This window comes from Amycolatopsis sp. NBRC 101858 (assembly GCF_030269325.1).
Taxonomy (GTDB): Bacteria; Actinomycetota; Actinomycetes; order Mycobacteriales; family Pseudonocardiaceae; genus Amycolatopsis; species Amycolatopsis ponsaeliensis.
This window is the reverse complement of sequence record NZ_BSTD01000001.1, coordinates 1,783,528-1,809,733: the sequence shown is the minus strand read 5'-3', so window position 1 is coordinate 1,809,733 and position 26,206 is coordinate 1,783,528. Positions and strand designations below refer to the sequence as shown.

Annotated in this window: 25 protein-coding genes and 1 pseudogene; 14 read left to right on the top strand and 12 right to left on the bottom strand. The window is 71.0% G+C overall.

The features are described from left to right. Positions 1 to 45: 45 nt before the first annotated feature. From QSK39_RS08685 to QSK39_RS08670, 4 genes are read left to right on the top strand one after another with little or no spacing between them, the layout of a single operon-like run. Entirely contained in the window at positions 46 to 1,005 is a 960-nt protein-coding gene (locus tag QSK39_RS08685) for a Rossmann-like and DUF2520 domain-containing protein (protein ID WP_502873270.1), read from the top strand. Beyond that, positions 1,002 to 1,916: a pantoate--beta-alanine ligase gene (gene panC / locus QSK39_RS08680; protein ID WP_285477103.1), complete on the top strand. Its 915-nt coding sequence runs from the start codon at positions 1,002 to 1,004 to the stop codon at positions 1,914 to 1,916. The genes QSK39_RS08685 and panC overlap by 4 nt, the downstream gene beginning before the upstream one ends. A gap of 9 nt (positions 1,917 to 1,925) precedes the next feature. Further along, on the top strand, positions 1,926 to 2,423 hold the full coding sequence (panD, locus tag QSK39_RS08675) for an aspartate 1-decarboxylase (protein WP_284745053.1): 498 nt from the start codon (positions 1,926 to 1,928) through the stop codon (positions 2,421 to 2,423). A gap of 5 nt (positions 2,424 to 2,428) precedes the next feature. After that, on the top strand, positions 2,429 to 3,205 hold the full coding sequence (locus tag QSK39_RS08670; RefSeq protein ID WP_285477102.1) for a type III pantothenate kinase: 777 nt from the start codon (positions 2,429 to 2,431) through the stop codon (positions 3,203 to 3,205). A 27-nt stretch (positions 3,206 to 3,232) separates the two neighbouring features. Here QSK39_RS08670 and QSK39_RS08665 read toward each other — a convergent pair whose 3' ends face one another. Then, the gene (locus tag QSK39_RS08665) at positions 3,233 to 3,634 is read right to left on the bottom strand and encodes a DUF6640 family protein (RefSeq protein WP_284745051.1); all 402 of its coding nucleotides are present in this window, start codon (positions 3,632 to 3,634) and stop codon (positions 3,233 to 3,235) included. A gap of 33 nt (positions 3,635 to 3,667) precedes the next feature. Continuing rightward, complete coding sequence (locus tag QSK39_RS08660; protein ID WP_285477101.1) at positions 3,668 to 4,420, bottom strand: class I SAM-dependent methyltransferase; 753 nt, start codon at positions 4,418 to 4,420, stop codon at positions 3,668 to 3,670. A gap of 76 nt (positions 4,421 to 4,496) precedes the next feature. On the opposite strand from QSK39_RS08660, the gene lysS reads away from it, so the two are divergent. Continuing rightward, on the top strand, positions 4,497 to 6,008 hold the full coding sequence (gene lysS / locus QSK39_RS08655; protein ID WP_285477100.1) for a lysine--tRNA ligase: 1,512 nt from the start codon (positions 4,497 to 4,499) through the stop codon (positions 6,006 to 6,008). A 146-nt stretch (positions 6,009 to 6,154) separates the two neighbouring features. Continuing rightward, positions 6,155 to 6,505, top strand: coding sequence for a histone-like nucleoid-structuring protein Lsr2 (locus QSK39_RS08650; protein WP_285477099.1), 351 nt, complete (start codon positions 6,155 to 6,157; stop codon positions 6,503 to 6,505). 108 nt (positions 6,506 to 6,613) lie between these two features. Here QSK39_RS08650 and QSK39_RS08645 read toward each other — a convergent pair whose 3' ends face one another. Next, entirely contained in the window at positions 6,614 to 7,456 is an 843-nt protein-coding gene (locus QSK39_RS08645; RefSeq protein ID WP_353051039.1) for an AraC family transcriptional regulator, read from the bottom strand. 56 nt (positions 7,457 to 7,512) lie between these two features. Between QSK39_RS08645 and QSK39_RS08640 the strand changes: the two genes are divergently transcribed. Next, on the top strand, positions 7,513 to 8,082 hold the full coding sequence (locus tag QSK39_RS08640) for a TIGR03086 family metal-binding protein (RefSeq protein WP_285477098.1): 570 nt from the start codon (positions 7,513 to 7,515) through the stop codon (positions 8,080 to 8,082). 4 nt (positions 8,083 to 8,086) lie between these two features. On the opposite strand, the gene QSK39_RS08635 is transcribed toward QSK39_RS08640, so the two are convergent. Next, entirely contained in the window at positions 8,087 to 8,848 is a 762-nt protein-coding gene (locus QSK39_RS08635) for a (2Fe-2S)-binding protein (protein WP_285477097.1), read from the bottom strand. 345 nt (positions 8,849 to 9,193) lie between these two features. Between QSK39_RS08635 and QSK39_RS08630 the strand changes: the two genes are divergently transcribed. Together QSK39_RS08630 and QSK39_RS08625 are read left to right on the top strand one after the other, a co-directional pair. After that, positions 9,194 to 11,749, top strand: a complete 2,556-nt coding sequence (locus tag QSK39_RS08630) for an ATP-dependent Clp protease ATP-binding subunit (RefSeq protein ID WP_285477096.1) — start codon at positions 9,194 to 9,196, stop codon at positions 11,747 to 11,749. Between the two features lie 326 nt (positions 11,750 to 12,075). Beyond that, positions 12,076 to 13,185 (top strand): annotated as a pseudogene (locus QSK39_RS08625) (Hsp70 family protein); the annotation flags it as partial. Between the two features lie 12 nt (positions 13,186 to 13,197). On the opposite strand, the gene QSK39_RS08620 reads toward QSK39_RS08625, so the two are convergent. After that, on the bottom strand, positions 13,198 to 13,656 hold the full coding sequence (locus tag QSK39_RS08620; protein ID WP_285477095.1) for a YbaB/EbfC family nucleoid-associated protein: 459 nt from the start codon (positions 13,654 to 13,656) through the stop codon (positions 13,198 to 13,200). A gap of 217 nt (positions 13,657 to 13,873) precedes the next feature. Here QSK39_RS08620 and QSK39_RS08615 point away from each other — a divergent pair, with 217 nt between their 5' ends. Beyond that, positions 13,874 to 14,545: an Ig-like domain-containing protein gene (locus QSK39_RS08615; RefSeq protein ID WP_285477094.1), complete on the top strand. Its 672-nt coding sequence runs from the start codon at positions 13,874 to 13,876 to the stop codon at positions 14,543 to 14,545. Here QSK39_RS08615 and QSK39_RS08610 read toward each other — a convergent pair. The 3 genes from QSK39_RS08610 to QSK39_RS08600 form a co-directional block, all read right to left on the bottom strand. Further along, positions 14,542 to 14,946, bottom strand: a complete 405-nt coding sequence (locus QSK39_RS08610) for a hypothetical protein (RefSeq protein WP_285477093.1) — start codon at positions 14,944 to 14,946, stop codon at positions 14,542 to 14,544. The genes QSK39_RS08615 and QSK39_RS08610 overlap by 4 nt on opposite strands. Next, positions 14,943 to 15,581 (bottom strand): pyroglutamyl-peptidase I, encoded by a 639-nt coding sequence (gene pcp, locus QSK39_RS08605; protein ID WP_285477092.1) that lies wholly within the window; start codon positions 15,579 to 15,581, stop codon positions 14,943 to 14,945. The genes QSK39_RS08610 and pcp overlap by 4 nt, the downstream gene beginning before the upstream one ends. Before the next feature lie 67 nt (positions 15,582 to 15,648). Next, entirely contained in the window at positions 15,649 to 17,082 is a 1,434-nt protein-coding gene (locus QSK39_RS08600; RefSeq protein WP_285477091.1) for a M1 family metallopeptidase, read from the bottom strand. Between the two features lie 164 nt (positions 17,083 to 17,246). On the opposite strand from QSK39_RS08600, the gene QSK39_RS08595 reads away from it, so the two are divergent. Next, on the top strand, positions 17,247 to 20,411 hold the full coding sequence (locus QSK39_RS08595; protein WP_285477090.1) for an AfsR/SARP family transcriptional regulator: 3,165 nt from the start codon (positions 17,247 to 17,249) through the stop codon (positions 20,409 to 20,411). A 69-nt stretch (positions 20,412 to 20,480) separates the two neighbouring features. Here the strand turns inward: QSK39_RS08595 and QSK39_RS08590 are convergent, their stop codons facing one another. Then, positions 20,481 to 21,287: an ABC transporter permease gene (locus tag QSK39_RS08590; protein WP_285477089.1), complete on the bottom strand. Its 807-nt coding sequence runs from the start codon at positions 21,285 to 21,287 to the stop codon at positions 20,481 to 20,483. Beyond that, positions 21,284 to 22,267 carry an ATP-binding cassette domain-containing protein gene (locus tag QSK39_RS08585; protein WP_285477088.1) on the bottom strand — a complete coding sequence of 328 codons (984 nt, stop codon included), beginning with the start codon at positions 22,265 to 22,267 and terminating at the stop codon, positions 21,284 to 21,286. Before QSK39_RS08585 ends, QSK39_RS08590 begins: the two co-directional genes overlap by 4 nt. A 163-nt stretch (positions 22,268 to 22,430) precedes the next feature. Between QSK39_RS08585 and QSK39_RS08580 the strand changes: the two genes are divergently transcribed. Beyond that, positions 22,431 to 23,390 carry an endonuclease/exonuclease/phosphatase family protein gene (locus QSK39_RS08580; protein WP_285477087.1) on the top strand — a complete coding sequence of 320 codons (960 nt, stop codon included), beginning with the start codon at positions 22,431 to 22,433 and terminating at the stop codon, positions 23,388 to 23,390. On the opposite strand, the gene QSK39_RS08575 is transcribed toward QSK39_RS08580, so the two are convergent. Beyond that, positions 23,387 to 24,193 carry an SIR2 family NAD-dependent protein deacylase gene (locus QSK39_RS08575; RefSeq protein WP_285477086.1) on the bottom strand — a complete coding sequence of 269 codons (807 nt, stop codon included), beginning with the start codon at positions 24,191 to 24,193 and terminating at the stop codon, positions 23,387 to 23,389. The genes QSK39_RS08580 and QSK39_RS08575 overlap by 4 nt on opposite strands. Continuing rightward, the gene (locus QSK39_RS08570) at positions 24,186 to 24,497 is read right to left on the bottom strand and encodes an antibiotic biosynthesis monooxygenase family protein (RefSeq protein ID WP_285477085.1); all 312 of its coding nucleotides are present in this window, start codon (positions 24,495 to 24,497) and stop codon (positions 24,186 to 24,188) included. The genes QSK39_RS08575 and QSK39_RS08570 overlap by 8 nt, the downstream gene beginning before the upstream one ends. A 51-nt stretch (positions 24,498 to 24,548) precedes the next feature. Between QSK39_RS08570 and QSK39_RS08565 the strand changes: the two genes are divergently transcribed. After that, positions 24,549 to 25,478, top strand: coding sequence for an ATP-binding protein (locus QSK39_RS08565; protein WP_285477084.1), 930 nt, complete (start codon positions 24,549 to 24,551; stop codon positions 25,476 to 25,478). After that, the gene (locus QSK39_RS08560) at positions 25,451 to 25,936 is read left to right on the top strand and encodes an AAA family ATPase (protein WP_285477083.1); all 486 of its coding nucleotides are present in this window, start codon (positions 25,451 to 25,453) and stop codon (positions 25,934 to 25,936) included. The genes QSK39_RS08565 and QSK39_RS08560 overlap by 28 nt, the downstream gene beginning before the upstream one ends. The last annotated feature ends 270 nt before the right edge of the window (positions 25,937 to 26,206 follow it).

The window sequence follows — 26,206 nt, the reverse complement described above, 5'->3', positions numbered from 1 at the left end:
TAATCGAGTTAGTCTCGCGCCGTTCGTCCGGTACCCGGAACGGGACTGGAACGAGAGCAGAGGGAGTCTGCCAACCATGAGCGTCCACAGGCGCACGCCATGAATCGGCCCGCTCGTCTCGCGGTCGGTGTCGTTTCCGCCGGCCGGGTCGGCAGTGTGCTCGGCGCCGCGCTGGCCAGGGCGGGGCACACCGTGGTCGCCGCGTCGGGGCTGTCCGCCGCGTCGCTGGCCCGTGCCGAACGCCTGCTGCCCGACGTGCCGCTGCTGCCACCCGACGAGACCGTCCGCCGGGCGGACCTGGTGCTGCTCGCCCTCCCCGACGACGCGCTGGCCGGCATGGTCCGCGGGCTCGTCGCGACCGGGTCGCTGCGGCCCGGGCAGATCGTCGTGCACACCTCCGGCGCGCAGGGCATCGACGTGCTGGCGCCCGCCGCCGAGGCCGGGGCGCTGCCGCTCGCGCTGCACCCGGTGATGACGTTCACCGGCCGCGAGGAGGACCTCGAGCGGCTGGCGGCGTGCAGCATCGGCGTCACCGCGGCGGCCGACGACGACGCCGCCTGGAGCGTCGGCGAGGCCCTCGCGGTCGAGATGGGTGCCGAGCCGGTGCGCATCCCCGACTCCGCGCGAGCGCTCTACCACGCTGCGTTGACCCACGGCGCGAACCACCTGATGACACTGGTCGCGGACTGCGCGGAAGTCTTGCGGGAAGCGGGAATCGGGCATTCCGAACGCCTGGTGGCGCCACTGCTTTCGGCGGCGTTGGATAATGTGCTCCGACACGGCGACCGCGCGCTCACCGGCCCGGTCGCCCGTGGCGACGTCGGCACCGTCCGCAAGCACCTGGAGGTGCTGGCGGACCGGGCGCCGGACGTGGCGCCGGCCTACCGGGCGATGGCCAAGCGCACGGTGGCGCGTTCTTCGGCTGCCGGGCTGCTGGACACCGCGGCCGCCAAAGACCTCACCGAACTCCTCGACGATCCCGCCGAAGGGCACCAAGACCAGTGACCACACCGAAATTCAGCCGCGGCACGCTGAACACCTTCGCGTCGCCCGAGCAGATGAGCCAGGTCAGCAAGGCCCTGCACGGCGTCGGCCGCAAGCTGGCGCTCGTGCCGACCATGGGCGCGCTGCACGCCGGGCACCGCGAGCTGATCCGCCGCGCGAAGCGGCTGCCGAACAACGTCGTGGCGACCTCGATCTTCGTCAACCCGCTGCAGTTCGGCGCGGGCGAAGACTTCGAGGCGTACCCGCGGCCGTTGGAGAACGACCTGGCCGTGCTGAGCGAGGACGGCGTCGAAATCGCGTTCACGCCCAGCGCCGACGCCCTCTACGGCGAGGGCGCGGTCGTGACCGTGCACCCCGGCCCGCTCGGGGACGAACTGGAGGGCGCTGTCCGGCCCGGCCACTTCGCCGGCGTGCTCACCGTCGTGGCGAAGCTGTTCAACCTGCTTCGCCCGGACTACGCGCTCTTCGGCGAGAAGGACTACCAGCAACTGGTCCTGATCAAGCGGATGGTGCGCGACCTGAACATCGACACGCACGTCATCGGCGTGCCGACGGTGCGGGAACGCGACGGGCTGGCGCTGTCGTCGCGCAACGTCTACCTGACGCCCGAGCAGCGTGAAGACGCCGTCGTCCTGTCGGCCGCCCTCACCGCAGGGGCGTTCGTCGGGCGCGACGGTGCCGAGGCGGTCCTCGAGACCGCGTGGAAGACCCTCGCCGCGCGGCCGGCGGTCGAGGTGGATTACCTGGAGTTGAGGGGAACCGACCTCGGGCCCGCGCCCGTCGATGGTGAAGCACGCTTGTTGATCGCGGCCCGGGTGGGGAGTACCCGGCTGATCGACAACGTTCCGGTTCTGCTCGGCGCGTCGGTGGACCACCCGGCGCATCCGGAGCGGCTGGACGCAGGGGAATAGGAGTCCACTATGTACCGCACCATGCTCAAGTCGAAGATCCACCGCGTCACCGTCACCCAGGCCGACCTGCACTACGTCGGCTCGGTGACCGTCGACGAGGACCTGATGGAGGCCGCGGACCTGCTGCCGGGCGAACAGGTGTCCATTGTGGACGTCACGAACGGCTCCCGGCTGGAGACCTACGTCATCAAGGGGGAACGCGGCACCGGCGTGCTCGGCATCAACGGTGCCGCGGCGCACCTGGTGCACCCGGGCGACCTGGTCATCCTCATTTCGTACGGCCAGATGGACGACGCCGAAGCCGCGACGTACGAGCCGCGCGTGGTGTTCGTCGACGCGGACAACCGGATCGTCCACCGGCACGCCGACCCGGGCTACGCACCCGAGGGGTCGGGGCTGCTGTCCGGCACGGTGACCCTGCCGCCGGAAGAAGAGACCGCGGTGTTCCCGGTCGCGGAGACGGCGGACGCCCGCCGCCTCGACGCGCTGCTGCACGCGGAAAGCTGACCCGCTTGCTGCTCACCGTCGACGTCGGCAACACGAACATCGTGCTGGGGCTGTACTCCGGCACCGACCTGGTCGGCGACTGGCGCATGCGCACGGACGCGCGCATGACGGCCGACGAGCTGGCGTTGACGGTGCGCGGCCTGCTGGGCCCGCACGCGGACGCGGTCACGGGCATCAGCGCGCTGTCGACGGTGCCGGCGGTGCTGCGCGAGCTGCGGGTGATGCTGGCGCGGTACTACGCCCGCGTCCCGAAGATCGTGGTGGAGCCGGGCGTCCGCACGGGCGTGGCGCTGCTGGTGGACAACCCGAAGGAGGTGGGCGCGGACCGGCTGGTGAACACGCTGGCCGCGCACCACCTGCACGACACGGCCTGCGTGGTGGTCGACTTCGGGACCTCCACGAACGTGGACGCCATTTCCGCCCGGGGTGAGTTCCTGGGCGGGGCGTTCGCGCCGGGGATCGAGATTTCGGTCGACGCCTTGGCGTTGCGGGCGGCGGCGTTGCGGAAGGTCGAGCTGGTGCCGCCGCGGTCGGTGATCGGGAAGAACACCGTGGAGTGCCTGCAGTCCGGGATCCTGTACGGCTTCGCCGGGCAGGTGGACGGGCTGGTCCGCCGGATCGTCCGCGAGCTGTCGCCGGGCGGGACGGAACCGGTTGCGGTGCTGGCGACCGGCGGCCTGGCACCGCTGGTGATCGGCGAGTCGGAGACGATCACCGACCACGTGCCGGATCTGACGCTGCTCGGGTTGCGGCTGGTCTTCGAACGGAACATCCGCCCCTGACCGGGTGGCCGGGGGCGGACGACTCCGTCAGCCCTTGGCCAGGCGCCGCCGCTCCAGGACGTACCCCAGCGCGGTCACCGCCAACGCCGGGAAGGCCACCACGGCCTGGGGGAACTTGGCCGTCCCCGGCGGATCCACCGCCTTCGACCCCGGGTAGGCCAGCGCCGAGATCTGCGTCAGCCAGTACAGCGACGCCAGCGCGGCCCCGGCGTCGAGACCTTCCCGGGTCGGCCGCCGCCACAGCTGCCACAGGCTCGTGACGCCCAAGGCCAGTCCCAGGCTCATCGTCTGCCCATTGTGGAACTTCGCGTGCGGTGGCCAAGCGGGGTTCTTGACGTGCGTTTCGTTCCAGTCGGCGCGGTACGGGCCCACCGCCGTGACGAGTGAAGTCAGCGAGATCAGTGCTCGCCCCAACGATTTCCCAGGCATGACCGCAGTATCGAACCTCGACTTCGCTCGAGGTCAAGACCGCCGGGCGCGGAACACCCAGGTGCGCAACGGCAGGTCGAACTCGCCGGACGCCGTGTGCGGGTTCGCGGCGAGGAACCGGCGGATCTCCGCCAGTCCGGCGGCCGCCTCCGCCGGATCCGCGACGATCATGTGCGAATGCGTGGCGATCGTTTCGACGAGGCTTTCCGCGGTGCGCCGTTGCACATGGTGAAACGTGCGGCTTTCGAACGGTTCGAACTCGGGGTGCGTGGCGGGTGCCCGCTCGCCGTCGGTCCAGACGCGGCTCACGCCGGTCCGGCCGAGATTGCCGAACTCCGCGACCCACGGCACCGAATCGTCTTCGTAGTTCCACATCGGCACCAGGACGCCGCCCGGGCGGAGCACGCGCGCGATCTCCGTCATCGCCACGGGCACGTCGAACCAATGGAACGCCTGGCCCACGAAAACCGCGTCGACTTCGCCGTCGGGCAGCGGGATTCGTTCCGCCTGGCCCGCCAGGGACGTCGCCGAGGGCACCACTCGCCCCAGTTCGGCGCGCATTTCCGGGTCGGGTTCGACCGCGGTGACGGCGAGCCCGAGCGCGGCCAGGCCGAGGGTGAGCTTGCCCGTTCCGGCGCCCAGATCGAGGACCCGGCGCGGGGTTCCGCTGGCGCCCGAAAGGCCCCATTCGATCGCTTCCCGCGGGTAGTCGGGCCGGTGCTCGGCGTACGCGGCCGCCCGGCTGCCGAAGGAAGACGCCCGCCGGGCACGTGTGGGATCACTCACGAGCCCAGGTTAATGGACGGAAAGGAAAGGTAATCCGGTTGGCGTAGCGTTCAGCCGGGTTCGTACGCTATGGGCCATGACCGAAAAGCCCCCTCCCACCAGCGAGCCCGCCGAAGACGAACTGCCCGAGCAGATGCGGGTGCGCCGGGAGAAGCGCGACCGGATCCTCGCGGAGGGTATCGATCCCTACCCGGTCGAGGTCCCCCGCACGCACTCGCTCGCCGAGGTGCGCGCGGCGCACGAAGGGCTGCCCGTCGACACCGCCACCGGCGAGACCGTCGGCGTCACCGGCCGGGTGATGTTCCTGCGCAACACGGGCAAGCTGTGCTTCGCCAGCCTCCGCGAGGGCGACGGCACCGAGCTGCAGGCCATGATCAGCCTGGCGAAGGTCGGCGAGGACGCGCTGGCGGCGTGGAAGTCCGACGTCGACCTCGGCGACCACGTGTTCGTGCAGGGTGAGGTCATCACGTCCAAGCGCGGCGAGCTGTCCGTGATGGCCGACGCGTGGCGCATCACGTCGAAGGCGCTGCGGCCGCTGCCCAACGCCTTCAAGGACCTGGCCGAGGAAACGCGGATCCGCCAGCGCTACGTCGACCTCATCATGCGCCCGCGCGCGCGGGACGTCGTGCGCACGCGCGCCGGCGTGGTCCGGTCGCTGCGGGAGTCGTTCCACCGCCGCGGGTTCACCGAGGTCGAGACGCCGATGCTGCAGACGCTGCACGGCGGCGCCGCGGCCCGCCCGTTCGTCACGCACTCGAACGCGTTCGACATGGAACTGTTCCTGCGGATCGCGCCGGAGCTCTACCTCAAGCGCTGCGTCGTCGGCGGTATCGAGAAGGTCTTCGAGATCAACCGCAACTTCCGGAACGAGGGCAGTGACTCCTCGCACTCGCCGGAGTTCGCGATGCTCGAGTACTACGAGGCGTACGCCACTTACGACACGAATGCGGTGATGACGCGCGAGCTGATCCAGGAGGCCGCGCAGGCGGTGCTGGACACCCAGGTCGTCACCCTGCCCGACGGTTCGGAGTACGACCTGTCCGGCGAATGGACCACACTCGGAATGTACGAGTCGTTGTCCGATTCCCTCGGCGAAGAGGTGACCCCGGAGACGCCCGCCGCCAAACTGCACGGATTCGCGCAGGCCAGGGGCCTGGAAGTGGATCCGAAGCTGGGTCACGGGAAGCTGGTCGAGGAACTGTGGGAACACCTCGTCGGGGATCACCTGCACGCCCCCACGTTTGTCCGTGATTTTCCGTTGGAGACGTCCCCATTGACGAGGCAGCACCGCTCGCGGGCCGGGGTGGCCGAGAAGTGGGACCTCTACGTGCGCGGATTCGAACTCGCCACCGGATACTCCGAGCTGGTCGATCCGGTCGTCGAACGGGAACGGCTCACCGAACAGTCACTGCTGGCCGCACAGGGTGATAGCGAAGCCATGCGTCTCGACGAGGATTTCCTGCGGGCGCTGGAGTACGGAATGCCGCCGAGCGGCGGCGTCGGAATGGGAGTCGACCGGCTCCTCATGGCGCTGACCGGTCTCGGTATCCGGGAGACGATCCTCTTCCCGCTCGTGCGACCTGAATAACCCGGCCGTGTGGGATAGCCGTCGGTTATCCATATGAGATTTGCGCTGTCCCCCAGAAGCGGGTACTAATGTTCTAGACAAAGACTTCTGTCCCGGGGCTCGCCCCGTAACCAGATCATTGCGCAAGTCCCCGCAGGAGGAATCGGATGGCACAGAAGGTGCTCGTCTCGCTGGTCGACGACCTCGACGGCAGTGAGGCGGAAGAGACCGTCGAGTTCGGTTTGGACGGCGTCAGCTACCAGATCGATCTCTCTTCGGATAACGCCGAGGAGCTGCGGGACGCCCTCGCCCAGTATGTCGAGCACGCGCGTCGTGCGGGTGGCCGCAAGCGCGCTTCGGTGCGCCCGGTCTCGGGTAAGGGGTCCGCGCGTCCCGCCGCTGTCGACCGCGAGCAGAACCAGGCCATTCGGGCGTGGGCGCGCAAGAACGGTTACGCCGTTTCGGACCGGGGCCGGATCCCGTCCGAGGTCGTCGAGGCCTACCACAAGAAGAACTGAGGATCCTTCAGCTCTCCGGGTGGCCGCAGGTCACCGGGATGACTGGGGAAACTCCTCGAAGCGGGGTTCAGCCGAGGGCCGCCGGGCGAATTCGCCCGGCGGCTTTGTTCATGTCCGATCGTTGTCCGGTGTCCGTTCGGTGTCCGCCCCGGCCGTCCGGGCGTACTCGCCGGGCGGCTGACCCGTCACCGCCCGGAAATCGCGGATGAAGTGCGACTGGTCGCTATAGCCCAGTCGAACCGCCAGACCGGCGTAATCCGGCTCTCCTTCCGCGGCGATCCGCTGCGCGGCGTCGTTGAGGCGGTATATCCGGATCGCCCACTTGGGCGTGCAGCCGACGTGTTCGGCGAACAGTCGCTGCACTGACCGGGTGGTTAGTCCAGTATCCGCGCACAGTTGCGCCACCCGGGTAATTCCCGGATCCCGCGCGATTGATTCCACGGCTTCCGCGGCCCGCCGGGCGGCGATCGACAGCCCGGCGCGATTTGCGATCAGCAAGTTGTCGATCGTGCGGACCATTTGCGCGTCATCGGTCGCGATCTGCACCGATTCCGCGGCTTCGATCACCCTCGGCCCGAAAACGTCCACGAGCGGGACAGTGCGGTCGGCGATGTCACTCACCGGGCCATCGAGGAACGCGCGGAAGCACCCGGGCCGGAAACGCACGCCCAAGCCCTGGACGCGGCCTTCGAGGCGGTGGGAAAAGACGTCGTGCATCGGGCCGTACACCCCGGACGCGCCGGGGAAGAACGTCGCGTGCACCGAGAGGTTCGGCAGCACGCGCTGTTCGTGGGGCGGTTTGCCACGCCGGTCCCAGTGCAGCACCCAGTGGTATTCGACGAACTCGGCCAGTTCGGGTGCGGGCGCGTGCCTGGTCAGCGTGAACATCGTGCGCGCGGTGGCCTCGGCCACGATGCCGCGCGGGATCCGGTGCTCGCCCACGTCGTCCACGGTAGCTGTCGCGTTCCTTCAAGACGGCGTCCCGGCCGGGCGGATTGGATCGCGGGATGACTGCCGAGTTGCTGCGGCCCGCCGCGGCCGAGTTCCTGAGGGTTGCCGACGCCGTGGCCGACCTGTCCGCCCCGACGCCGTGCGCCGGCTACGACGTCCGCGGGCTGCTCAACCACCTTCTCTACTGGGGGCCGTGGCTCGTCGCCGCGGGACGCCGCGAGGACCCGCCGTCGCCGGGTGCGGGCGAGGCGGAGTCGGCGCTGGTGACCGACGACTGGCGCGCGGCGCTGGAGAAGCAGACGGAGACGCTCGTGGACGTCTTCGGGGCGCCGTCGGCGTGGGACGGCATGACGGCGCTGGGGACGGCGCGGATGCCGTCGTCGGTGGTCGGCGACATGGTGCTGGGCGAGTTCGTCCTGCACGGCTGGGACCTGGCCCGGGCGAGCGGCCAGGAGGTCGCCTGCGCGCCGGAAGCGGCGACCGCGGTGCACGAGTCCGCGATGGCGATGGGCGAGCAGGCGCGGTCGATGGGGGTCTACGGGCCTGTGGTGGAGGTGGCCGCGGACGCGCCGGCGTTGGCGCGGGCTCTGGGGGCCTCCGGGCGCGACCCAAGCTGGCCGCGCTGACCGCTCAGCGGGAACAGGTGCGCGGGCAGCCGTCGCACTCCGGCTCCGCCGGGAGCAGGTACGAAAAGCAGCAGCTCTCGCGCCGCCGCGTCCACTCGCGGTCCGCCAGGCGCAACGTCGAGGCCGAGGTCAGCGGCGGGTACCGCTCGTCGAGCACCAGGGCCGCGTCGGCGACGCCGGCGCCCTCCGCCTCCGGCGTGCCGCCCGCCCGGCCCGCTCCCCACAGGGCGTTCTCCAGGGCGTCGGTCGCCGCGGCCCAGAGCGTCCGGCGGCCGAAGCGGCTGTGCGGCCCGTAGGCCTGCACGAACTGGGCCGCGTGTGCCGTGTAGCGGGCCCGGAGGACCGCCGCCAGGGCTCGCTCGTCGCGGACCACCGTCGCTCCCCGGGCGTCCGACGCCGGGTCGGTCGGCAGGCAGCAGAACTCGTCGCCGAGCACCGCCAGCGCGTCCGGGTACGGCTGACCGGCGCCGAGGCGGAAGGCCAGGTCCGCGGGCCGGAGCGAGGGCACCCGCCGTTCGTGGTGCAGCAGGAGCGCGCCGACCTGGGCCGGGACGTGCAGGTACCACGCGATCAGGTACGCGTCGGCGGTCCGGGGCGGTGCCTCGCCGTACTCGCGCCGCAGCCAGCCGGTCAGGCGTGTGTGCCACTCGGCGAAAGGGACCGCCGAGCAGCGGATCCAGCCTGGTGGGACGTCCCGCCGCAGGTCGAGCCGCCGCAGGGACGGCGCGAGGCCGTCCGCTGTCTCGCGGGTGCTCGGCTGCGTCAACGGCGTCCTCCTTAGGTCTGCCTAACCTAACAGGACTCCGCCGATCGGGTGGCCGTCACCCCGGTCACTCCCAGGTTGCGGACCTGTTCGCGGTGAGCGGACACCGCGCGGATGGCGGAATCCGGGTGGCCGCCCGCACGTTGGGGTTGACGTAAAGGTGCAGGGCAACCTGATGATGGAAGCACCCGGAACACCCCACGTCCGGGTGCGGAAAAGACCGCGAACAGCCGTAGTGGTACGCCAGCGCTACCAGTTGGCTACTAGAGTGGTCTCACGGTGCTGAATCCATCGCGGTGAAAGCACGATGGATAACGGGCCGCCGGCGCAGCAGTCGAGGGAGTGCACATGTTTGAGAGGTTCACCGACCGCGCGAGGCGGGTGGTCGTCCTGGCTCAAGAAGAGGCCAGGATGCTCAACCACAACTACATCGGCACCGAGCACATCCTCCTGGGTCTGATCCACGAGGGTGAGGGTGTCGCCGCCAAGGCGCTGGAGTCGCTGGGCATCGCCCTGGAGGGCGTGCGCCAGCAGGTCGAAGAGATCATCGGCCAGGGCCAGCAGGCGCCGAGCGGGCACATCCCGTTCACGCCGCGGGCGAAGAAGGTGCTGGAGCTGTCGCTGCGCGAAGCGCTGCAGCTCGGCCACAACTACATCGGCACCGAGCACATCCTGCTCGGCCTGATCCGCGAGGGCGAGGGCGTCGCCGCGCAGGTCCTGGTCAAGCTGGGAGCGGACCTCAACCGGGTCCGCCAGCAGGTGCTGCAGCTGCTCTCGGGTTACCAGGGCAAGGAGTCCACCGAAACCGGTTCCGGCGGCCGTGGTGAAGGCACCCCGTCGTCGTCGCTGGTGCTGGACCAGTTCGGCCGCAACATGACCGTGCTCGCCCGCGAGGGCAAGCTCGACCCGGTCATCGGGCGCGGCAAGGAGATCGAGCGGGTCATGCAGGTGCTGTCTCGCCGCACCAAGAACAACCCGGTGCTCATCGGCGAGCCCGGCGTCGGCAAGACCGCCGTCGTCGAGGGCCTGGCCCAGAGCATCGTCAAGGGCGAGGTGCCCGAGACGCTCAAGGACAAGCAGCTCTACACGCTGGACCTGGGCTCCCTGGTCGCCGGCTCCCGCTACCGCGGTGACTTCGAAGAGCGCCTGAAGAAGGTGCTCAAGGAGATCAAGACCCGCGGCGACATCATCCTGTTCATCGACGAGCTGCACACGCTGGTCGGGGCGGGTGCCGCCGAGGGTGCGATCGACGCGGCTTCGATCCTGAAGCCGATGCTGGCCCGCGGTGAGCTGCAGACGATCGGCGCGACCACGCTCGAGGAGTACCGCAAGTACATCGAGAAGGACGCCGCCCTCGAGCGCCGGTTCCAGCCGATCCAGGTCGGCGAGCCGTCGCTGGAGCACACGATCGAGATCCTCAAGGGCCTGCGCGACCGGTACGAGGCGCACCACCGCGTCTCGATCACCGACTCGGCGCTGGTCGCCGCCGCGACCCTGGCGGACCGGTACATCAACGACCGGTTCCTCCCGGACAAGGCGATCGACCTGATCGACGAGGCCGGCGCCCGGATGCGCATCCGCCGGATGACCGCGCCGCCGGACCTGCGCGAGTTCGACGAGAAGATCGCGAACGTGCGCCGCGACAAGGAGTCCGCGATCGACGCGCAGGACTTCGAGCGGGCCGCCCGCCTGCGTGACGAGGAGAAGACCCTCCTCGGCCAGAAGGGCGAGCGGGAGAAGCAGTGGAAGGACGGCGACCTCGACGTCGTCGCCGAGGTCGACGACGAGCAGATCGCGGAGGTGCTGGCCAACTGGACCGGCATCCCGGTGTTCAAGCTGACCGAGGAAGAGACCACCCGGCTGCTGCGCATGGAGGACGAGCTCCACAAGCGCATCATCGGCCAGGAGGACGCGGTCAAGGCCGTCTCGCAGGCGATCCGCCGTACGCGTGCCGGCCTGAAGGACCCGAAGCGCCCGTCGGGCTCGTTCATCTTCGCCGGCCCGTCCGGTGTCGGTAAGACCGAGCTGTCGAAGGCGCTGGCGGCGTTCCTGTTCGGCGAGGACGACGCGCTCATCCAGATCGACATGGGCGAGTTCCACGACCGCTACACCGCTTCGCGGCTCTTCGGCGCCCCTCCGGGCTACGTGGGCTACGAAGAGGGCGGCCAGCTGACGGAGAAGGTGCGTCGCAAGCCGTTCTCGGTGGTCCTGTTCGACGAGATCGAGAAGGCGCACCAGGAGATCTACAACACGCTCCTGCAGGTGCTGGAAGACGGCCGCCTGACCGACGGTCAGGGTCGCACGGTCGACTTCAAGAACACGGTCCTCATCTTCACGTCCAACCTGGGCACGTCGGACATCTCGAAGTCCGTCTCGCTCGGGTTCGCCGGGTCCAACGACACCGGCACCCGGTACGAGAAGATGAAGCAGAAGGTCAACGAGGAAATGAAGAAGCATTTCCGCCCGGAGTTCCTGAACCGGATCGATGACATCATCGTGTTCCACCAGCTGACGCAGGACCAGATCATCATGATGGTCGACCTGATGATCGGCCGCGTGGAGAAGCAGCTCAAGGCCAAGGACATGGAGCTGGAGCTGACGGCGAAGGCCAAGGCTCTGCTGGCCAAGCGCGGCTTCGACCCGGTGCTGGGCGCGCGGCCGCTGCGCCGCACGATCCAGCGCGAGATCGAGGACCAGCTGTCGGAGAAGATCCTCTTCGGCGAGGTCGAGCCCGGCCAGATCATCCTGGTCGACGTCGAGGGCTGGAGCGGCAACCCCGAGGACAAGGACGACCAGGCCCGGTTCACCTTCCGCGGTGAGCGCAAGCCGTCGTCGGTCCCGGACGCCCCGCCGGTCAGCATCGGCGCGGGCCACGAGGAGCAGGGCGAAGCCGAGAACGAGTGATCGGCTGAGCAGTAGGTGAGAAGGGCGGTTCCCCGGCCGGGGAACCGCCCTTCTTGCGTCCGGCGGGTTTCGGGCTCGGTGGTGAAGGGCTGCGACCGGCATCCGCGGGAAGCAGGGGGTCTGGGCGAAAGTGAAGGCGGACAAGACGGCCGCGGATCAGTCAGCTCGAGCAGGGTGGTCCCGGGCAGATGGAGCTGGACACGCTCCGCCGGTACATCACGGCGCTCGGCGGGCGAGGCTCGCTCAGGGGGCGACCGCAGACGTCCGCGCCTGATCGCGGGACGCCCCTGGCCTCGTGAGACGATGCCGGTGGGAGGGGAACCTGCGTGGATGTGCTGTCGATCGACTTCGGGACTTCCAGCACCGTTGCCGTGGTCTCCGCCGCCGGGCGGGCGCCGTGGGCGGTTGAGATCGATGGGGCGGTGACCATGCCGTCCGCCGTCTGCGTGAACGATGCCGGGCTGCTCGTCGCCGGCCAGGAGGCCGAACGGCGTGCCCGGCTTGATCCGAGCCGGTTCGAGGCCAACCCGAAGCGGCGCATCGACGAAGGCTCGCTCCAGCTCGGCGAGCACACCTTCGAGGTCGCCGACACCTTCGCCGCGGTGCTGCGGCGGGTCGGCGAGGAAGCCGGGCGTGCGCTCGGCCGGCCGCCCGCCCAGGTGCGGATCTCGCACCCCGCCGGGTGGGACGCGGGCCGCCGCGAAATCCTCCGTACCGCCGCGACCAGGGCCGGTTTCGGTGATGTCCGGCTGGTGCCCGAACCCGTTGCCGCGGCGGCGCACTACGCCGCGCTCGGGGGCCGGGCCGGTGGGCCGATCGGGGTCTACGACCTCGGGGCCGGCACCTTCGACTGCGCGGTCGTCGGCATGACGCCGCACGGGTTCGCCGTGCTCGCCGAAGACGGCCTGACCGACATCGGCAGCCTCGACATCGACCAGGCCCTTCTGGTCCACATCGGACGCTCGGTGTCCTTCGCGGATCCGGCGCAGTGGCAGGGCCTGCTCCGCCCGCGCACGAAGTCCGAACGCCGCCAGCGGCGCGCCCTGCTGCAGGACGTCAAGGGCGCCAAGGAAAGCCTGTCGCGCCACCAGGAGACGGCGGTGCCGATGCCCGAGCCGTTCGGTGACGTCGTGGTCACCCGGGCGGAGCTGGAAGCCCTGGTGCGGCCCAGCTTGCTGCGCAGCGCGGAACTCCTCGAGACGACGATCCACCGCGCCGGCCTGACGCCCGACCGCCTCGCCGGCGTCTACCTCGTCGGCGGGCCGAGCCGGATGCCGCTGCTGGCCGACCTGCTGGCCCGGAAGCTGGGCGTGCGGCCGGCGACGCAGAGCCAGCCGGAGACGGCGGTGGCGTTCGGCCTGCAGCACGTCCAGCCGGTCACCGCGGCCCCGAACCTCACCGTCCGCCCGGTCGGCACTCCGCCGCCTTGGCAGCGGAGCTTCTGAGCGTCACCAGGCCTGGTCCATCCGCGGGCCCTGGCGGTAGAAGTCGTCGTCCGCCGTCGGTCCGGGCGGCGGTGCGGCCGGCGTGACGTCTTCGGAGCGGTCCTTCAGCACCGCGTCGGTCCGCTCTTCGTGCCGCGTGACGGCCGGTGGAGGTGCCGGCTCGAACTGCACCCGCCAGCGCAGCCGGTCCATCAGGTAGCCGCCGCTGCCCAGCGGCGCCAGCAGCTGTCCGGTCCGCTTCGCCGAGTCCCGCTGCGCTTCGACGTAGGTCCGCAGCACGGCGTCGGCGATCTCGTCCGGCGACATCCGCGAGACGGCGTCGGTGAGCCGCAGCCGGGTCAGCACGCCGTCGGTGTTGACCGACAGCGAGACGGCGCCGTCGGCGGACGTCGCCGTCGCCGACAGCGCGGCCAGCTCGCCCAGGAGCGTTTCGCGGTCCGGTTTCGGTGGCTGCTCAGTCATCCGGCCTCCCCACGTGCGTAGCGCCGCCGTCCGACGTCAGGGGGACGGCCTGCCCGCGCAGGTCGGTTTCGAACCCGATCATCTCGCCATGTAAACACCGTTCAGCCGGCCGCCAGGGTGATTCGCGGAGGGTGTGCGTCAGATCACGACAGCAGCACGAGTGCCGCCGAACGGGCGAAACTCGTACCTGCCCGGGCCGGTCGGCGCTCTTACCTGCATGAGCACCGTCACGAAGCCCCGCGCGCCGACCGCGCCGACTGTGCGGAGCCGGCTGCGCGAGGCGAAACGCTTCTCCTGGACCGGGTTCGCCGTCACGGTCGCGGCGTCCCTGCTCGGCACGCTCGTCCCGGCGGCGATCGGCGCCGGCCCGAACGCGACGCTGGTTTCGACGCTGGTGGTCACCGTGCTGGCGGCCGGCGGGTTCACCGCCAAGGACGGCAGCGCCGCCCGCGGGATCAAGGCGATCGCGATCGTGCTGCTGGCCGTCGGTGCGCTGGTCCTGACGGTGACCGGGGTGACGGTGCTCGACGTCGTGCGCGGCCGCCCGGCGACGTTCCCGGTGGTGCCGGACGCGGCTCCGGCGGCGGTGCTGGTCCCGCAGTCGGTGACGTGCGGGACGACCCCGGCGCGCACGACGGTGTACTGCGCCGTGGCGGTCCGCAGCGTCGGCGCCGGGCCGCTGCGGGTCAGCGGGGTCGAGCTGGACAGCAAGGAGTTCACGGTGGACGCGAGCGCGTGCCTCGGCGCCGAGGTGGCGCCGGGCCGGCGGTGCACGCTCGTCGTGAGCTTCACGCCGGAGGGGACCGGTGATCGGGCGGCGGATCTGACGGTGCACCACAACGTCCCGGGTCCGGCGTCGTTCGTGGAGCTCACCGGCCGCGGCGGCTAGCGGACGCCGACCCGGGCCGCCCTCGCCACCCCGGCGTGCAGAAGCGCGGAAACCGCGGCCAGCAAAGCGATCCGGTACCCGCCGAGGGCGTCCGTGACGTTGTAGACGACCGCCGAAGCCAGCGGTGCCAGCGCGGCGGTCAGCACGATCGGCGCTTTCGGCCACAGGCGCGTCATGCTGACGGCGAGCCAGGTGAGCAGCAATGCCCCGGCGACGGTCGCGAAGAAGACGATCAGGGCGAGCAGCCACACGCCGAGGGCGCACATCTGATTGCCGCCGTCGCACAACCGGTCGTAGCGGCCGGACATCGCGAGCCAGAAGAGGCCGGTGGCGGCGCCGGTGACCAGGCCGGCCACCCCCACCGCGACGAGTGCCCGGGGGTCGGCTCTCAGCGTGCTCAATGCTCGGCGCCCGCGCTGACGGCGAGGTCCTCCGTCGTCTTCGATGCCGTGTCCACCAGCGCTTCCAGCGCGTCGGCGATGCGGTCCACCCCCAGCGACGGCGCGGCCTTGCCGGAGGCCGCCACCTGCTCGGGGCTGAACGGGACGTGGACGAACCCGCCGCGCACGTCCGGCAGGGTCGACAGCAGGTGCATCAGCCCGTAGAAGACCTGGTTGCACACGTACGTCCCCGCGGTGTGGGACACCGAAGCCGGCACGCCCGCCGCGCGGATCGCCGCCACGCAGGCTTTCACCGGCAACGTCGTGAAGTACGCCGCCGGGCCGTCCGGGACCACCGGGACGTCCACCGGCTGCTCGCCCGCGTTGTCGGGGATGCGGGCGTCGATCAGGTTGACCGCGACGCGCTCGGGGGTCACGTCGAGGCGGCCGCCCGCCTGGCCCACGCACACCACCAGCGACGGCCGGTGCTCCGCCACGGCGGCCCGCAGCGCGGGCAGTGACGCGGCGAACTCGCACGGCAGTTCCACCGCGGCGATGTCGTCCCGGCGTGCACCGAGCAGGGAAACCGCCTGCCACGACGGGTTCACCGGCTCCCCGCCGAACGGCGCGAACCCCGTCACCAGCACCCTGGCCATGCACCCTCCCGAAAACGCCGTGAAGGCCACCCTACGACCGCAGGGTGGCCTTCACGAAGGACGAAACTCAGGCGGCGGGCTTCAGGCCGCCCGGGAAGAGGTACTGGTCGGCGGGCTTGCCGGCGCCGTACACCCACGCGTCGAAGAACCCCTGGAGGTTCTTGTGCGCGACCTTCTCGGTGTACTGCTGGAACTCCTGCATGCTCGCGTTCCCGTCCCGGTGCAGCGACGGCCAGGTCTTGATGACCCGGTCGAACGCGGCCTGCCCGACGTAGTTGCGCAGCGCGTGCAGCATCATCGGGCCCTTGGAGTACACGGACGTGAACTCCTTGCCGGGGCCCATGTCGTACAGCTTGCCGTTCCAGAAGTTCGCCGACGCCTTCTTGACGTCGTCCGCGTACTGCTTGTTCAGGTCGACGCCCTCCTTCGCCTCGTCCCAGAGCCACGTCGCGTACGACGCGAAGCACTCGTTGAGGCAGACGTCCTTCCAGTGCTCGACCGCCACCGAGTCGCCGTACCACTGGTGGGCGTTCTCGTGGACGATCGTCGGCACCGTGCCGGCCCAGCCCGCGGAGTAGATCGGCCGGCTCATCGTCTCCAGCGAGAAGCCGATCTGCTCGTTGAGGAAGATGCCGCCCGCCGCGTCGATCGGGTACTTGCCGAACTTCGACTCGAGGAAGTCGAGGATCTCCGGCAGTTTCGCCTCGGCCTGCTTCGTCGAGTCCGGGACGCCCGGGGCGAACGCGCTGACGATCGGCGTGCCGTCCTTGCGCTTCTGCCTGTCGAAGGTCCACTTGTCGATCGCGACCGTCGTCATGTACGGCACGATCGGCGTCTCTTCGGCCCAGACGTGCGTGGTGCCGCCCGGCGCCTTGAAGGACGGCTTCTCGCGGCCGTTGGCGATCACACCCCACTCGTCGGGCACGGTGATCGCGAGGTGGAACGTGGCCTTGTCGAGCGGGGTGTCGTTGACCGGGTACCAGGTGGCGGCCGACCTCGGCTCGCCGGCGACGAACGCGCCGCCCGCCTGGGCGTACTGCCAGCCGTTGTTGCCGAGCACCGGGTCGTCGATCGGCTCGGGCACGCCGTGGTAGTCGATCTTGACCTCGAAGTGCTCGCCGCGCCGCAGCGACCGCGCCGGCGTGATGACCAGCTCGTGGTCGCCGGTCCGGCTGAACTTCGCGCCGCGGCCGTCGACCTTGACCGCGTCGACGGTCAGGCCGCGCAGGTCGAGGTTGAACGAGCTGAGCGACTGCGTGGCCCGCGCGGAGATGTCCTGAGCGCCCTTGAGCTGGTGCGACGCGGGGTCGTAGCTCACCTTGAGGTTGTAGTCGGCGATGTCGTAGCCGCCGTTGCCGTCCTGCGGGTAGTAGCTGTCGCCGGCGCCGTCGCTGCCCGGCTTCGCGCCGCCCCAGTCGTTGCCGGCGGCCGCGACCCCACTGCTCAAGCAGAGGCCGGTGAGCAGCGCGGCGGCCAGCACGACCGGTTTCTTGCCCCTCATGAACGCTCCTGTCCGTCTGGGGTGGACCAAGAACCGCAACGTATCGCCACGAACGTGCCGCAGGGCGGTCGTACGTCGCATTTGTCCGGATAATCACCACTTCCGTCGGTGCCGCTCCGGGCATCCGCCCCCGGCCCTCAGGTGAGGTCTGGAAAGCTGGACACATGCGCGTCGCGCTGCTGGGCCCGCTGCGGGCGACCGATGACGAAGGCACGCCGATCGACATCGGCGGAGCCCGCCTCCGCATGCTCCTCGCCAGGCTCGCGCTGGACGCCGGGCGCGCCGTCCCGGCCGACGCGCTCGTGGACGGCCTCTGGGGTGCCGAACCGCCCGCCGACGCCGCCAACGCCCTGCAGTCGCTGGTCTCGCGGCTGCGCAAGGCACTGCCGGTGGCCGTCGAGTCGAGTCCTGGTGGCTACCGGCTCGCCGTGGCCCGCGAAGACGTCGACGCCGAGCGCTTCGAACGGCTCGCCGCCGACGGCCGCCGCGAGCTCGCCGCGGGCCGGGACGCCCACGCGGCCGAACTGCTGGCCGAGGCGCTCGGGCTGTGGCAGGGCGGGGCCCTCGCCGACGTCCTCGACGCGCCGTTCGCGCCCGCACCCGCCCGCCGCCTCGCCGACCTGCGCGCGGAGGCGGCCGAAGACCGCTTCGACGCGCTGATCCGGCTGGGTGAGCACGCCGACGTCCTCCCCGACCTGGCCGCCGCGGCCGACGCCGACCCGTTGCGCGAGCGGCTGGCCGGGCTGCGGATCCGGGCGCTCTGCGCGGCAGGGCGGCAGTCGGAAGCCTTGGCCGTCTACACCGGGATCCGCCGCACGCTGGCCGACCAGCTCGGCGTCGACCCGTCGGCCGAGCTGCAGGAGATCCACCTCGCCGCGCTGCGCGGCGAGTTCGCGCCACCGTCGCCGGTCACCGACCGGCTGCCGACCCGGCTGACCACCTTCATCGGCCGCGACGACGAGCTCAAGCTGCTGGCCGAGCTGCTCGGCGGCGCCCGGCTGGTCACCCTGGCCGGCCCGGGCGGGGCGGGCAAGACGCGGCTGGCCACCGAAGCGGCGTCGCGGCACCCGGCGCACGCGCGCGGCCGGGTGTGGTTCGTGCCGCTGGCCGGCGTCCGCGACTCCGGCGACGTCGTCGGCGCGGTGGTAGGCGCGCTGGAGGTGCGCGACATCCGTGGTGCCGACGCCGAGGTGCGGCGGCGGCCGGACCTGCTCTGGCACGCCGTCGAGGTGCTGGCCGGCGGCGAAGCGCTGCTGGTGCTGGACAACTGCGAGCACGTCATCGACGCGGCCGCGGCGCTGGCCGACGAGCTGCTGAGCCGCGTGCCCGGGCTGCGGATCCTCGCGACCAGCCGGGAGCCGCTGGCCATCACCGGCGAAGCGCTCTGCCCGCTCGGGCCGCTGCCCGTGCCCGCCGAACGCGCGGCGCCCGCCGAAGCCGCCGAGCTGGACTCGACGCGCTTGTTCCTCGACCGGGCGAGCGCGGTCCGGCCGGACTTCGTGCTCGACGAGTCCACTGTGGACGACGTCGGCCAGATCTGCCGCCGGCTCGACGGGATGCCGCTCGCCCTCGAGCTGGCCGCGGCCCGCCTGCGGTCGATGACGACGGCCCAGATCGCCGCCCGGCTCGACGACCGGTTCCGGCTGCTGACCTCGGGCAGCCGCACCGCGCTGCCGCGGCAGCGCACCCTGCGCGCGGTCGTCGAATGGAGCTGGGACCTGCTCACCGAGCCGGAGCTGGTGCTCGCGCGGCGCCTCGCGGTGTTCCCCAGCAGCGTGCCGATGAGTGCCGTCGAGCACGTCTGCGCGGACGGGCTGCTGCCCGCCGCCGACGTCCCGTACGTGCTCGGCACGCTCGTCGAGAAGTCCATAGTGGACACCGTGAACCGCGACGGCGAACCGCGGTACCGGATGCTGGAGACCCTGCGGGCCTACGCCGGCGAACGGCTCGCCGAGTCCGGCGAGCGGGACGCGTTCCAGCAGGTGATGGCCGGCTACTACGTCGACCTGGCCGAACGCTCGGAACCGCTGCTGCGCACCGGCGCGCAGCTGGCCGCGATCGACGCCTACGAGACCGAATCGGCCAACCTGACCGGCGCCCTGCGCGTGGCGATCGAGATGTCCGATGTGGACACGTCGGTGCGGCTGCTCAACGGGATGTTCTGGTACTACACGATCCTCGGGCAGGGGGAGCGGGCCGAGGAGTTCATCGACTCGGTGCTCGCGTTCGGCGACCGGCTGCCGCCGGACGTCCTGGCCGCCTACCGCGCGATTTCGCGGCTGTTCCACCAGGTGCCGTCCCGGTTGCCGCTCGACGGCGTCCGGGAGCTGGTCGACGAGTGCGTCCGCACCGGCGCGGTGGGCAAGTACCCGGGGCTGTCGGTGGCGCTGCCGATGCTGGCGTTCCTCGGCGGCGACCACGAGCTGGCGATGCGCGAAGTGCACCGCGCGCAGGCCGACGACGACGTCTGGACCCGCTCGGGCGGCTACTGGGTCGAGAGCTTCCTGCTCGACGACACGGGGGACATCGAGGGCGCGGACCGGGCCCGGGACCTGGCGCACGCGGGCTTCGTCGAGGTCGGCGACCGCTGGGGCACGGCGATGACGTTGAGCTTCAAGGCGAACGCGCTGTCCCAGGCCGGCGACGGCGAGAGCGCGATCGAGGTCTACCAGCAGGGCCTGGCGCTGTCGATGGAGCTGCGCTCGCACGAGGACATCGTCCAGCACTGGTGGCGCCTGGCCGTCGAACGCGCCCGCCTCGGGGACATGGCGGGGGCCTGGCGCGACCAGGAGGCCGCCGAGCGCTACGGGCAGGGGTTCGAGAACCCGCAGCTGCGGGCGATCCTGCTGTTCGGCCGGATCGAGCTGTGCCTGCGTGACGGGCGGCCGGCCGACGCGCGCGCGGCGCTCGCCGGGCTCCAGTCGCTGACGTGGGAGGTCGCGTTCCCCGAAGGCATGGGCGTGGAGTGGATCAGCGCGTTCGAAGGGCGGCTCGCGCTGGCCGAGCACCGGCCCGAGGAGGCGGAGGCGCACGTGGTCAAGGCCATCCTCGCGACCCGCGACCGCGGGGACATGCCGGATCTCGCCAGCGCCGTGGAACTGCTGGCGATGGTCCGCGGCCAGCAGGGCCGGCCGGAGGAAGCGGCACGCGTACTGGGTACGTCGGCCCGGATCCGCGGCCGGTTCGACCTCGGCAGCCCGGAGGTGCGCGAGCTGATCACCCGGCTGCGCGCGGAGCTTTCCGACGCGCGGTACGAAGAACTGGTCGCGACGGTGCGCGCGATGTCCAAAGAGGACGTCATCGCCGAGGTCTACGCCGCGATAGGCTGAAGGGGACGCCCGTTCGGACGTCCCCTTCAGCTCCCCCTGGCGCGACTCACCCCCGTGCGTCGGCGCCTTTCAGACCCGCCGGCGGTAGGCCCAGGTGGCCAGCGGGAAGAACACGATCACCGCGCCTGCCATCCAGGTGAGCGCCCCGGCCAGCGGACCGGCGACGGCGCCGCCGTTCATCAGGCCGCGCAGCGCGTTCGCCATCAGGCTCACCGGGCTGATGTCCGCCCACGCCTTCAGCCAGCCCGGCATGGTGCTCGTGCTGACGAACACGTTGCTGCCGAAGGTCAGCGGCATGATGAAGACGAACATCAGTGCCGTCGCCGCGCCCGGCGACTTCATGATCATGCCGACGAACACCGAGCCCCAGCAGAAGCAGAGCCCGAACGCCACCGCGAGCAGGATCGCCACGATGAACTCGCCGGGGCTGGTCGCGATCCGGTAGCCCATGATCGTCGCGACGACCATCAGCACGGTCAGGCAGACGAAGTAGCGCACGACGTCGGCGAGCACCGCGCCGATCAGCGGTGCCGACCGGGCGATCGGCATGCTGCGGAACCGGTCGAACACGCCCTTGGTGATGTCGGTGTTGAGGTTCGTGCCGACCGTGAGGCAGGCCTGCAGGATGTTCATCACGATGATGCCGGGCACGACCATCTGCAGGTAGGCGTCGGTCGACCCGGACAGCGCGCCACCGAACAGGTACACGAACATCACCAGGAAGATGATCGGCATCAGCGTGACGTCGGCCAGCTGCTCCGGGTTCTTGCGGATCTTCAGGATGCCGCGCCAGGCCAGCGAAAGCGCGTGCTGGAAACCCTTGGCGGGGCTGATGTGCCGCGGCGGGGCCGGGCGGTCGAGCGCCAGCGTCGTCATGCCAGGCTCCCTTCGAGGTCGCGGGTGGTGTCTTCGGTGGATTCTTCGGCCGGGTGCCCGGTCAGGGCGAGGAACACCTCGTCGAGGCTGGGCAGCCGCAGCGCCAGCTCGTCCGCGGTGATCCCGGCTTCGTCCAGCTTGCGGACCAAAGTGGACAGCAGCACCGGGTCGCTGACCGGCGCGGTGAGCAGCCCGGTCGCGTTGTCGCGGGTCGGGTGCACGCCGGTGAGGTCACCGAGGATCCGGTTGACGGCGTCCATGTCGGACAGCTGGGTCGGCCGGACCTGCAGCGTCTGCCCGCCGACGCGGCGCTTCAGCTCGTCGGCGCGGCCGTCGGCGACGACGCGGCCGTGGTCGAACACGGTGATCTTGTCGGCCAGCTGGTCGGCCTCTTCCAGGTACTGCGTGGTCAGCAGCACCGTCGCGCCGTCGGCGACGAGCGTGCGGACGACGTCCCAGACCTCGTTGCGGGCGTGCGGGTCGAGCCCGGTGGTCGGCTCGTCGAGGTAGAGCACCTCGGGCCCGCCGACGAGGCTGGCGGCCAGGTCGATCCGCCGCCGCATGCCGCCGGAGTACGTCCGGACCGGCCGCTTGGCCGCCTTGGTCAGCTCGAACCGGTCGATCAGCTCGGCGGCGCGGGCCTTCGACCGGGCGCGGGAGTGGCCGTACAGCCGGCCGATGAGGACGAGGTTCTCGATGCCGTTGAGGTCCTCGTCGACCGACGCGTACTGCCCGGTCAGCCCGATCAGGCTGCGGACCCGCACCGGGTCCTTGACGACGTCGAAGCCCCCGACGGTGGCTCTCCCGGCGTCCGGTTTCATCAGCGTCGCCAGGATGCGGACGGCGGTCGTCTTGCCCGCGCCGTTCGGCCCGAGCACCCCCACGACCTGCCCGAACGGGACCTCGAGGTCCACCCCGTCGAGCGCCTTGGTGTCCCCGAAGTGTTTGACCAGGCCCTCGGCCTGGATCGCGTGCGACATGGGCGTTCCTCCTTCACTGTCGCTGTCTGGGAGCAACTGTGGACGGCGGCGCTGGTAAGCCGCGCACAGCGCGCTGGCAGCGGCTGGCAGGCGCTGGTGGAGATCTTGTGGAGGACTTGTCGGTGCCCGGGCCGGGCGGCGGGCTCATCGGCATACTCGGCACATGACCGTTGCGGAAGAGACGCGCGTCCGGCGGAAGTATCCGCTGGTCACGGCCCTGCTAGTGGTGCCGCTGGTGCTGCTGGCGGCCCTGGTCGCGCTGCGCCTGATCGGCTACGACGGCGACTGGTACACCCTCGTCGCGCTGGCGCTGACGCCGTACGTGGCGGCCGCGGGCGTGCTGCTCGGCGGGCTCGCGCTGGCGCTGCGGCGCTGGTGGGTCGGCGGGACCGCGCTGGTGCTGGCGATCGTGCTGGCCGTCCTGGTGCTGCCGCGGCTGGCGGCGAGCGACCAACGCGAGGTGCACGGCAAGACACTGCGCGTGCTCGCGTCGAACCTGCTCTACGGCCAGGCGGACCCGAAGGCCGTCGTCGACCTGGTGCGTTCGCAGCGGATCGACGTGCTGAACCTGGTCGAGATGACCCCGCGCGTGGTCGACGGCCTGACCGCGGCCGGGCTGTTCGAGACGTTGCCGTACCGGGTGCTGCACCCGGCGCCGGGCGCGTTCGGCTCGGGGATCGTGTCGCGCTTCCCGCTGAAGGAGGTCAACCTGACGGGTGATTCGGCGGCCAAGCAGCCGGGCGCGCAGGCCGACCTCGGCGACGGCGTGGTGGCCGAGATCGTCGCCGTCCACCCGATCTCCCCGGACGTCGACACCCCGCAGTGGGAGCGCGAGATCAAGGACCTCTCCCGCGCGGCGGGCGAGCACGGCCTCCGCATCCTGGCGGGCGACTTCAACGCGACGCTCGACCACGCGGCGTTCCGCACGGTGCTGTCCCGCGGCTACAACGACGCGGCGGAGGAGCACGGCTCGGGGCTGACGCCGACGTGGCCGTCATCGTCCCCGGTGGTGACGATCGACCACGTGGTGGTCGACAACCGCGCGGCGGTCCAGGACTACCGCGTGTTCGACGTCGCGGGCAGCGACCACCGGGCGGTGTTCGCCGAAGTCCGCTTGCCTTAGGGCCGCAACGCGGTCAGCGTCTCGAGCGCGCCGGCCGCGATGGAGACGCCGCGGTTGTGGCGGATCTGCGGTTCGCGGGGGTTGATCCGGATCAGCGCACCACTCGCCGCACTCGCCAGTTCCGCGTACCGGCGGACCGTCGGGATCGCCTGGCCCGCACCCAGCTCCACCACCACGAGGTCGCGTGCCGTGCGGCGCCACGCCGTCAGCTCGTGGAGCTGGGCCTGGCCGCGGTCCGGGACCCACGCGTCGTCGCCGAACATCAGGATGTTGGGGCGCGCCAAGCCACCGCAGCGGGGGCACGACGGCAGCGGCGGCACCGCGCGCATCGTTTCCGGGTCGATCGGAACGTCGACGTCGTCGGCACGCCAGATGACCGGCGAACACCCGGCCAGGCACTGCAGGTGGTGGATCGAGCCGTGCACCTCGGAGACGAGCCCGAAGCCCGCCGCCTGGAACTGGCCGTCCACATTGGACGTGAACACGCCGGTGCCGCCGGGCAGGCGGGCGCCCAGCTCGAGCAGGATCCGGAAACCGTCGTGCGGCACGGTCTTCCGGTAGAGCGCGAGCCGGTGCCCGTAGAAACCCCAGGCCAGCTCGGGGTCGTCGGCGAAGTGCCGCGGGTCGGCCAGCTCCTCGAACCGCAGCCCGAGCCGGGCGTACGGCGGGTACGCGCGCCAGAACCCTTCGCCGCCGCGGAAATCCGGCAGCCCGGAGTCGACGCCCATGCCGGCGCCGGCGCAGATCAGGAGCGCGCCGGCGCCGTCGAGGAGCTCCGAGGCTCGGTCGAGAGCGTCACTCACCCGGCTGCGAACCGAGGACGACCTCGAACTCCAGCAGGTTCGCCCCGGTGGACACGGGCTTGGCGCGCTCGCCCGAGTGCGCCGCCGCGGCCGGGCCGCCCTTCGCCCACGCCTGGTAGGCCTCCTCGGTCTCCCACTTCGTGTAGACGAAGTAGCGCGTCTCGCCGGAAACCGGGCGCAGCAGCTCGAACCCGAGGAACCCGGGCTGCTGGTCGACGGAGTGCATCCGCGCGGCGAACCGCTTCTCCAGTTCGGGGCCGGCGCCTTCGGGGACCTCGATCGCGTTGATCTTCACGACACTCATGGCCTCCAGACTAGTTGGCTGCGCGGTGTGATCCGTGCCACTGTGGAAGCCATGGGGAGCATCGAGCGCGACCTCGCCACCGATATCGCCCGGATCGTGCGCGCCACCGCCGACGAGGTCGGCGACGGCAGGCCCAGTGAACTCATCGAGCGCGTGACCGGCCACCTGGGGGCGCAGCTGCCGGAGGTCGTGGTCGTGACCCGCTCCTGGCCGATGTGGGAACACGCGAACATCCAGCGCGGGGTCGACGCCTACCTGGCCGAGCACGGCACGCTCGTGGACTGGTTCGGGATCGCCGGCGGCCAGCGCAGCCACGAGGACCTGATCGGGATGCTCGTGACCGCGCGGATGCGGGGCACGTACGAGCTCGGCGCGGTGGACTTCGCCACGACGGCGATCGGCCCGGACCAGGCGACCGAGGCGGTGCAGCTCGGGCTCGTCGGCACGAGCGCCCCGGGCGGTGAGCCGGTGCTGCTCGCCATCCGCGGTTCGAACGTGCAGTGGGGGCTCGAGCAGTGCCGGCTGGAGGTCCTCGCGACGTCGCGGGTGACCGCCACCGAGGTGCGCGACCGCGTCGAACGGCTGATGGCCGAGCACGACCTCCTGCGCGGGCAGGTGGTGGCCTTCGGCACCAGCGAGCACCGCGGCAACGAGCTGCTCACGTTCCTCCCGCGGCCGGCGCTGACCGGCGAGGAGGTCGTGCTGCCGGACGGCGTGCTCGACGCGATCGAGCGGCACACGGTCGGCATCGCCGAACACGGCGAGCGGCTGCTGGCCGCGGGGCAGCACCTCAAGCGCGGGCTGCTGCTGCACGGCCTGCCCGGCACGGGCAAGACGCACACGGTCCGCTACCTGATGGGCCGCCTGCCGGACACGACGGTGATCATCCTGACCGGCACGGCGATAAGTTCATCGGCAAGGCCGCGGAGCTGGCGCGGCGGCTGCAGCCGAGCGTGGTCGTGCTGGAGGACGTCGACCTGATCGCGCAGGACCGCAGCTACGGGCCGATGGTCCAGCCGCTGCTGTTCACCCTGCTCGACGCGATGGACGGCGTGGGCGGCGACGCCGACGTGACGTTCCTGCTGACCACCAACCGCGCGAGCGAGCTGGAGAAGGCACTGGCCGACCGCCCGGGCCGGGTCGACCTGGCGGTGGAGATCCCGCTACCGGACGCGGCCGGCCGCGAGGCGCTGCTCCGGCTGTACGCGCGGGGGGTGAAGCTGACAGCGGACCTGGGCCCGGTAGTGGCGGCGACGGAAGGGGTGACGGCATCGTTCGCGAAGGAGCTGCTGCGGCGGGCGTCGCTGCTCGCGCTGGCTTCCCGCCCGGACGAGGACGTCGCGGTGGGCGACGAGGAGCTGACGACGGCGCTGCGGGAAATGCAAGACGCGCGCAGCGCCTTGACGCGGTCGTTGCTGGGCAGTTCAGCTGCGCAGTGAGCCCGGGAATCGCCTGGCGTGATCGGAGGTTCCTGGCGACACTGTCGTGATGTCGAGCGTGGACAGCACCTGGTCACCTGCGGACAACCCTTACGCCATTGCGGTTTCGGAAGCCGCAGTGGTGGTACAGGTCTGCCGTGCTGGTCGGCCTCCGAATCCACGGCGAAGACGACTACCGGGTGGGATTCAGTTCGCGCCCGCGAGCAGTTCGACGAAGTGCTTCCTGACCTGCAGTACATGCGAAACGGTCTCGTTCACTTCGACGACTGG